At 62.4% G+C, this 7,625-nt stretch carries 6 protein-coding genes; 2 read left to right on the top strand and 4 right to left on the bottom strand.

Going from position 1 to position 7,625, the window contains the following annotated elements; all coding sequences use genetic code 11:
* Positions 1–121: 121 nt before the first annotated feature.
* The 4 genes from GYA94_RS23870 to tcyJ form a co-directional block, all read right to left on the bottom strand.
* Positions 122–1,363 carry an SfnB family sulfur acquisition oxidoreductase gene (locus tag GYA94_RS23870; RefSeq protein WP_110678925.1) on the bottom strand — a complete coding sequence of 414 codons (1,242 nt, stop codon included), beginning with the start codon at positions 1,361–1,363 and terminating at the stop codon, positions 122–124.
* A 300-nt stretch (positions 1,364–1,663) separates the two neighbouring features.
* Complete coding sequence (gene tcyN, locus GYA94_RS23865) at positions 1,664–2,422, bottom strand: L-cystine ABC transporter ATP-binding protein TcyN (RefSeq protein ID WP_054914111.1); 759 nt, start codon at positions 2,420–2,422, stop codon at positions 1,664–1,666.
* A gap of 2 nt (positions 2,423–2,424) precedes the next feature.
* Complete coding sequence (gene tcyL / locus GYA94_RS23860) at positions 2,425–3,093, bottom strand: cystine ABC transporter permease (RefSeq protein ID WP_161893223.1); 669 nt, start codon at positions 3,091–3,093, stop codon at positions 2,425–2,427.
* A complete protein-coding gene (tcyJ, locus tag GYA94_RS23855) occupies positions 3,090–3,884 on the bottom strand; it encodes a cystine ABC transporter substrate-binding protein (protein ID WP_161893222.1) in 795 nt (264 codons plus the stop codon). The genes tcyL and tcyJ overlap by 4 nt, the downstream gene beginning before the upstream one ends.
* A gap of 307 nt (positions 3,885–4,191) precedes the next feature.
* On the opposite strand from tcyJ, the gene epsC reads away from it, so the two are divergent.
* Positions 4,192–5,124: a serine O-acetyltransferase EpsC gene (epsC, locus tag GYA94_RS23850; protein ID WP_029884772.1), complete on the top strand. Its 933-nt coding sequence runs from the start codon at positions 4,192–4,194 to the stop codon at positions 5,122–5,124.
* A gap of 288 nt (positions 5,125–5,412) precedes the next feature.
* The gene (gene betT / locus GYA94_RS23845) at positions 5,413–7,416 is read left to right on the top strand and encodes a choline transporter BetT (protein ID WP_161893221.1); all 2,004 of its coding nucleotides are present in this window, start codon (positions 5,413–5,415) and stop codon (positions 7,414–7,416) included.
* Positions 7,417–7,625 lie beyond the last annotated feature (209 nt).

Raw genomic sequence — 7,625 nt, 5'->3', positions numbered from 1 at the left:
CGGCCCATCGCGACACAAGGCCGCTCCTGCAGGGATACGCGGTTCCATGCCGGTCCGCGCCACGGGTAGGAGCGGCCTTGTGTCGCGATGGGCTGCAAAGCAGCCCCCAAGGCCATTGAATTCAGATCCAGGAATGCCGCGCGGGCAAGGTCCCGTTAAGGTGGTAAGCCCCAACCGCGTGGTACTTCCAGCGCACCGGGTCATGCAGCGTGTGCACCCGGGCGTTGCGCCAGTGGCGGTCGAGGTTGAATTCGGCAAGGGTGGCGCGGCTGCCAGCCAGCTCGAACAGCTTTTCGCTGGCCTGCAGGGCAATTTCAGTGGTCAGCACCTTGGCTTCGGCCACCGCAATGGACGCGCGCGCCGCGCTCGCGGCATCCACGGGCGCGGCGCTGACCTCGTCAAGCACCTGCGCGGCCTTGCGCAGCAACGCTTGCGCCGCATGCAGTTCAAGCTTCAGGCGCCCGACGTCAGCGATCACGTAAGGATCGTCGCTGGCGCGCTCGACATTGGCGTCGACCCAAGGCCGCGACTTCTCGCGAACGAACTTGATCGCATCTTCGATGGCCGCTTCAGCGATACCTGCATCGATTGCTGCCTGGATCAACTGCGAGACCGCGCCCTGGGTATTGGGTATATCGCGCTGGCGCCAGTTGTCGATCACCAGCGCCGCCTCCACCGGCACCTGGTCCAGCAGTACCGTGCCGCTGGCGGTGGTGCGCTGGCCAAACCCGGACCAGTCATCGACGATGCGCAACCCCGGGCTGCCTCTACGTACGAACGCCAGGCGCTGACGGCCGTCGTCGTCCAGGGCTTTGACCGCCACCCAATGGGCGAACAGGGCGCCGGTGGAATAGAACTTCTCGCCACTGATGCGATAACCGTCGCCGTTGCGGGTGATACGCGCGGTGAGCGTGAGGGTGTCCTTGCTGCCGCGCTCGGGCCCGGCATTGCCGATGCGCCAGCCTTCGAGCACGCTGCGGAAAACAAACGCCTGTTGCGCTTCGCTTGCCGTCAGGCGCAGCAATTGCAGGATGCCGAACTGGTTCTGCGGGATCTGCCCCAGGGCCGGGTCGGCGGCGCTGATCAGGCGGAACACTTCGGCGATGGTGGCGAACGAAACATCGGGGCCACCGTGGGCCTTGGGTACGCTGATGCTACCCAGCCCGCTGCGGGTGAACAGCTCGACCTCGGCCCATGGCAGCTTGCGTTGCTGGTCGCGGCGGGCGGCATGCTCGCGGGCGACCTCGGCCAGTTCGCGTGCCGCTTGCAAGGCTTCGGCGTCGTTGCGCAACACCTTGGCTGGCAGCAACGGGGGAGCGCTGTCGAGATCGCTGTGTAATAGGCTGTTGGGTTGGCTGGACATCAGTACCGCTCCTTGGCTGTACTCAATGCCCTGGCGTTACGCACTGGGGAAATTGTGATGCTGACCATTCCTGACCTCGCGAAAAGTAAAGCCGCTACAGCTGGTCGCGGCGAACGTGTGCTGGTCCGGTGGTCCGGTTGATATACCCTAAAGCTTTATAAAGATTTAATGAACTAACTCTTTGGAATATATATAGAAGGAGAGATTTCCGCGGCTACGCCGACCTCTTCGCGGATGAACCCGCTCCCACAGCGTTAACCCTGTGGGAGCGGGCGAGCCCGCGAAGGGCCCAGAGCAGGCCTACTCGGAAGCAGCAGTCCCAAGGAACTTGCGCAAGAACTGCCGGGTACGCTCTTCCTTCGGCGCCGCAAACAGCGCTTTGGCCTCGCCTTGCTCCACGATCACGCCTTTGTCGAAGAAGATCACCCGGTTAGCCACGTCCCGGGCAAAGCTCATTTCGTGGGTGACGATGACCATGGTGCGCCTTTCTTCCGCCAGGCCGCGAATGGTCGCCAGCACTTCACCCACCAGTTCCGGGTCCAGCGCCGAGGTCGGCTCGTCGAACAGAATCACCTCGGGCTCCATGGCCAAGGCGCGGGCGATGGCCACCCGCTGCTGCTGGCCACCGGACAGGCGACGCGGGTAGGCATCTTCCTTGCCCGCCAGGCCAACCTTGGCCAGCAAGCGGCGGCCCAGTTCGACAGCCTGTTCGCGCGGGGTCTTCTTGACGATCACCGGCCCCTCGATCACGTTTTCCAAGGCTGTGCGGTGCGGGAACAGGTTGAAGTTCTGGAACACGAACCCGGCCTGCTGGCGCAACCGGCGGATCGCACTTTGCTGCCCCCCCAGTGGGCGGTTGGCATCAATGCTGATGGCGCCGATCTGGATCTGCCCGGCGTCGGGCGTTTCCAGCAGGTTCAGGCAGCGCAGGAAGGTGGTCTTGCCCGAGCCGCTGGGGCCGATGATGGCCACCACCTCGCCGGGCTGTACGGTCAGGTCGATGCCGTTGAGCACGGTCTGGCCCTTGAACCGCTTGGTCAGGCCTTTGACTTCAATCATGCTCAATGCTCCTGGTCATGCTGGTTGACCCGCGCTTCCATACGGTTCTGGAAGTGCGCGAGGATGCTGCACAGCACCCAGTAGATAACCGCCACCGCCACGTACATGGTGAACACTTCGAAGGTGCGCGCAGTAATCAGCTGCGCCTGGCGGAACAGCTCGGGTACCTGGATGGTGGCTGCCAGGGCGGTGTCCTTGACCAGCGAAATGAAACTGTTGCCCAGCGGTGGCAGGGCGGTGCGCAGGGCCTGGGGCAGGATCGCACGGCGCATGGCCTGCACCCGGGTCATGCCGATGCTGGCCGCGGCTTCCCATTGGCCACGGTCAATCGATGAAATCGCCGCGCGCAGGATTTCGCAGATGTAAGCCGCCATGTTCAGCGACAGGCCAATCAGCGAGGCCGGGATCGGGTCGAGTTCGATCCCGATCTGCGGCATGCCGAAATAGATCACGAACAGTTGCACCAGCAGCGGCGTGCCGCGAAAGAACGACACATAGATCCGCGCCAGCCAGTTGAGCGGCAATACTTTCGACAGCCGCATCAGCGCCAGGGCAAAGCCCAGCACCAGGCCGAAGGACATGCCGCCCACGCTGAGCAGTACGGTGTAACCCGCGCCTTTGAGCAGGAAGGGCGCGGAGTCGGCGACGAGTTGCAGGCTTTCGGCGATCATTTAGTGACATCGGCACCGAAATATTTTTCCGACAGCTTGGCCAGCGTGCCGTCAGCCTTGAGCTTGTCGATGGCCTTGTTGATGGCCGCCAACAGTTCAGGCTCGCCCTTGCGCAGAGCCACGCCGCTTTCCAGGCGCGAGAAGGCATCGCCGGCCAGTTCTGTGTCCTTGGCTTTCTGCGCGTATTCCAGCGCCGCCAGGCGGTCGATCAGGATGGCGTCGATGCGGCCGTTGCGCAGGTCGGCGAATTTGCTCGGGTCGTCTTCATAAGTGCGCACCTCGGCTTTCGGTACGTCTTGTTTCACCCACTGCTCGTAGTTGGTGCCTAGACCCACGCCGACTTTTTTGCCGGCCAGATCCTGTGCACCATTGATATTCAGCTGCTCGGCCTTCTTCTTGAGAATCAGCGCCTGGATGCCGGAGATGGTGTAAGGCTCGGAGAAGTCATACTTCTTCTTGCGTTCTTCCGAAATGGTCACCTGGTTGACCACAATGTCCAGCCGTTTGGACTCCAGCGCGGCGAGGATACCGTCCCACTTGGTTGGCTGAATCTTGGCCTTGACCCCCAGCTCTTTGGCCAGCAGTTCGGAGAGCTCGACTTCAAAACCGGTCAGCTTGCCGTTTTCATCCTGAAAGCTGAACGGCGGGTAGGTGCCTTCGAGGCCGACGTTGATCACGCCTTTTTCCTGAATGGTTTTCAGCTCTTCGCCGGCGAAGGCCTGGCCGAGCAGACCAGCACCCAGCACAAGGGCCAGGCTGGCATTGAGTAGCGGTTTGGCGAACTTCGACATGGCAGAGCCCCGCGCGTGTTGTGTAGGGAGAGGGTGGCGACTATAGAGTTGGCTTTTTAGGCCTGGAAATAATAAAAAATTATTTTGTTATTTCCACTTTGTTCGTTATCAGAGCGTGATTGCTTTGAGGGTAGGCGAGGTTGCCTGCGCCGTCACCGCAGGGTGTGCCCGACATGGCGCAGGATGGAATAAAGCGTAGTTTTTTCCAAGAGGCGGATTTGCCGTAGAGTGGATTGCACGCAGGCATGCCCGGCCCTTTCGCGGGCATGGCGAAACAACCCGATGGCCTATACGGCAGGAGAAAACCGTGAGCGAACAACCATTATCCGGGCGCTGGCAGTTGCAGAGCATCGTAACCGGCCTGCGCGGCGCGCGTGAGCAGTGGCGCACCCGCAATGGCCGCAGCAGCGGCGAGCAGGGTGGCCGCGAGCTGCCGTCGCGCGAGGCGATGCGGCAGATCCTCGAGCAACTCTGTGGTGCGCTGTTCCCTATGCGCCTGGGCCCGGTCGACCTGCGCGAAGAAAGTGAAGATTTCTACGTGGGCCACACCCTCGATGCCGCCCTGACCGCCTTGCTGGCCCAGGCCCGACTGGAGCTGCGTTACGCCGCCCGGCAAAGCCAGGCCGAGCTGGCCGGTGTGGATGCTCACGCGCTGAGGCTGGTACAGGATTTCGCGGCAGCCTTGCCAGCGCTGCGGGTGTTGCTCGACACCGATGTACTGGCTGCCTACCACGGCGACCCGGCGGCCCGTAGCGTCGATGAGGTGCTGCTGTGCTACCCCGGCGTTCTGGCGATCATCCACCACCGCCTGGCGCACCATCTGTACCGGGCAGGCCTGCCACTGCTGGCGCGCATCAGTTCGGAACTGGCGCATTCAGCCACAGGTATCGACATTCACCCTGGCGCACAGATCGGGCCGAGTTTCTTCATCGACCACGGTACGGGGGTGGTCATCGGCGAAACCGCGATCATCGGCGAGCGCGTGCGTATCTACCAGGCTGTGACCCTTGGCGCCAAGCGTTTCCCAAGCGACGAGTCGGGCACCTTGCACAAAGGCCTGCCACGCCACCCAATCGTCGAAGACGATGTGGTGATCTATGCCGGCGCCACGGTACTGGGGCGCATCACCATCGGTAAAGGCTCGACCATTGGCGGCAACGTGTGGCTGACCCGCAGTGTGCCAGCCGAGAGCAACATCACCCAGGCCAACTTGCAGCTGGATTGCCAAGACAAGCATTGACCTGAAATTTGCCTGGCGTGCACCGGCACTTTTCAAGGTGAAACGCGCTCCTACAAGGACCGCACAGCGAGCGACCGATGTGCGCGCCAGGCGCGGGTTCACCCGCGAAAAGGCCGGGCCAGAAGCGCGCCAGTCGGCGCCCCAATTCGCATTGAACACCGATCCATGTTTAACTTGAACGCTTGTTCAATGAAAAAACGCTGGTCCGCTGCCGGTGTTCAACAGGAGGATTCCTTTGCTGAACCCGTTCATTCCGAACCTCACGTCTTTTGACGAGGTGCCTGCCCCATGAGTGCACCGACCCCATCCGTTTCCAACAGCAAGATCCGCATGAACCCGCCGGTGTTCTACTTTGCGGCAAGCTTCATCCTCATTTTCGGCCTGGTGGTCATCTCCAACCCGCAAACCGCAGGCGACTGGTTGCTGGCGGCGCAGAACTGGGCGGCCAATACGGTCGGCTGGTACTACATGTTGGCAATGACGCTGTACCTGGTCTTCGTGGTGGTCACCGCCTTGTCCGGCTACGGCAAGATCAAGCTCGGTGCCGACCACGACGAGCCCGAGTTCAGTTACCTGTCATGGGCCGGCATGCTGTTTGCGGCTGGCATCAGCATTACGTTGTTCTTCTTCTGTGTGTCCGAACCGCTGACCCATATGCTGCAGCCGCCCCAAGGCGAAGCAGGCACTGCCGAGGCCGGGCGCCAGGCCATGCAGATCCTGTTCCTGCACTGGGGGTTGCATGGCTGGGGCGTGTTCGCCTTCGTCGGCATGGCGCTGGCCTACTTCGCCTACCGCCATAACCTGCCGCTGGCGTTGCGTTCGGCGCTGTACCCGCTGATCGGCAAGCGCATCAACGGGCCGATCGGTTATGCGGTGGACGGCTTCGGCATCATCGCCACCGTGTTCGGCCTGGGCGCCGACATGGGCTTTGGCGTGCTGCACCTGAACGCCGGCCTGGATTACCTGTTCGGCATCAGCCACAGCCAGTGGGTGCAGGTGATCCTCATCACCCTGATGATGGGCGCGGCAGTGGCCGTAGCCGTTGCCGGGGTAGAGAAGGGCGTGCGGGTAATGAGCGACATCAACCTGTTCCTGGCCTGCGCATTGCTGCTGTTCGTGCTGTTCGCCGGGCCTACCCAGCACCTGTTCAACACCCTCATCCAGAACCTTGGCGATTACCTGGGCGCCTTGCCGCGCAAGAGCTTCGACGTGTATGCCTACGGTGAGAACCGCGACTGGCTGGGTGGCTGGACAGTGTTCTACTGGGCCTGGTGGATTGCCTGGGCGCCGTTCGTGGGCTTGTTCATTGCGCGCATTTCCCGCGGCCGTACCATCCGCGAGTTCGTCTTTGGCGTGCTGCTGATCCCGCTGGGCTTCACCCTGGCGTGGATGTCGATCTTCGGCAACAGTGCCCTGGACCAGGTCATCAACCACGGCATGACCGCGCTGGGCCAGTCGGCCTTGGACAACCCGTCCATGAGCCTGTACCTGCTGCTGGAAACCTACCCCTGGAGCAAGGTGGTGATCGCCACCACGGTGTTCATCAGTTTCGTGTTCTTCGTCACCTCGGCCGACTCGGGCACCGTGGTGCTGTCGACCTTGTCGGCCACCGGTGGGGATGCCGATGAGGACGGGCCGAACTGGCTGCGCATTTTCTGGGGCGCGATGACCGCGCTGGTCACCAGTGCGCTGCTGTTCGCGGGCAGCATCGATTCGCTGAAGTCGGCGGTGGTACTGACCTCGCTGCCGTTCTCGTTGATCTTGCTGTGCATGATGTGGGGGTTGCACAAGGCCTTCTACCTGGAGTCGCAACGGCAGATCGCGCAAATGCACTCGCTGGCACCGTTCGCCCAGTCACGCCGCGGCCGTGGCGGTTGGCGCCAGCGCTTGAGCCAGGCGGTGCACTTCCCGTCGCGTGACGAGGTGTACCGCTTCATGGACGATGTGGTGCGCCCGGCGATTGCCGATGTGCGTGAGGTGTTCGAGCAAAAAGGCCTGGTGCTGATTACCCAGGATGACCCAAGCCACGACAACGTCAGCCTGAAAGTGGGGCATGGTGAAGAACAGCCGTTCATTTACCAGGTGCAGATGCGTGGCTACTTCACGCCATCGTTCGCCCTGGGTGGGCTGGGCACGCAGGAGTTGAAGAACCGCCGCTACTACCGGGCGGAGGTGTACCTGAGCGAAGGCAGCCAGAACTACGACCTGGTTGGCTACAGCAAGGAGCAGATCATCAACGACATCCTCGACCAGTACGAGCGGCACATGCAGTTCCTGCATCTGGTCCGCTGACCAGGCTTTCCTGCTCTGGCCTCTTCGCGGGCACGCCCGCTCCCACAGGTACATCACAGGTTTCGAAACCGGTGCCGGACCTGTGGGACCAGGCGTTCCTGTTCTGGCCTCTTCGCGGGCACGCCCGCTCCCACAGGTACATCACAGGTTTCGAAACCGGTGCCGGACCTGTGGGACCAGGCGTTCCTGCTCTGGCCTCTTCGCGGGCA

Source organism: Pseudomonas juntendi (genome assembly GCF_009932375.1).
In the GTDB taxonomy this organism is placed as follows: Bacteria; Pseudomonadota; Gammaproteobacteria; order Pseudomonadales; family Pseudomonadaceae; genus Aquipseudomonas; species Aquipseudomonas juntendi.
The sequence above is the reverse complement of the archived record's forward strand: the minus strand, read 5'-3'. Positions and strand labels throughout refer to the sequence as shown.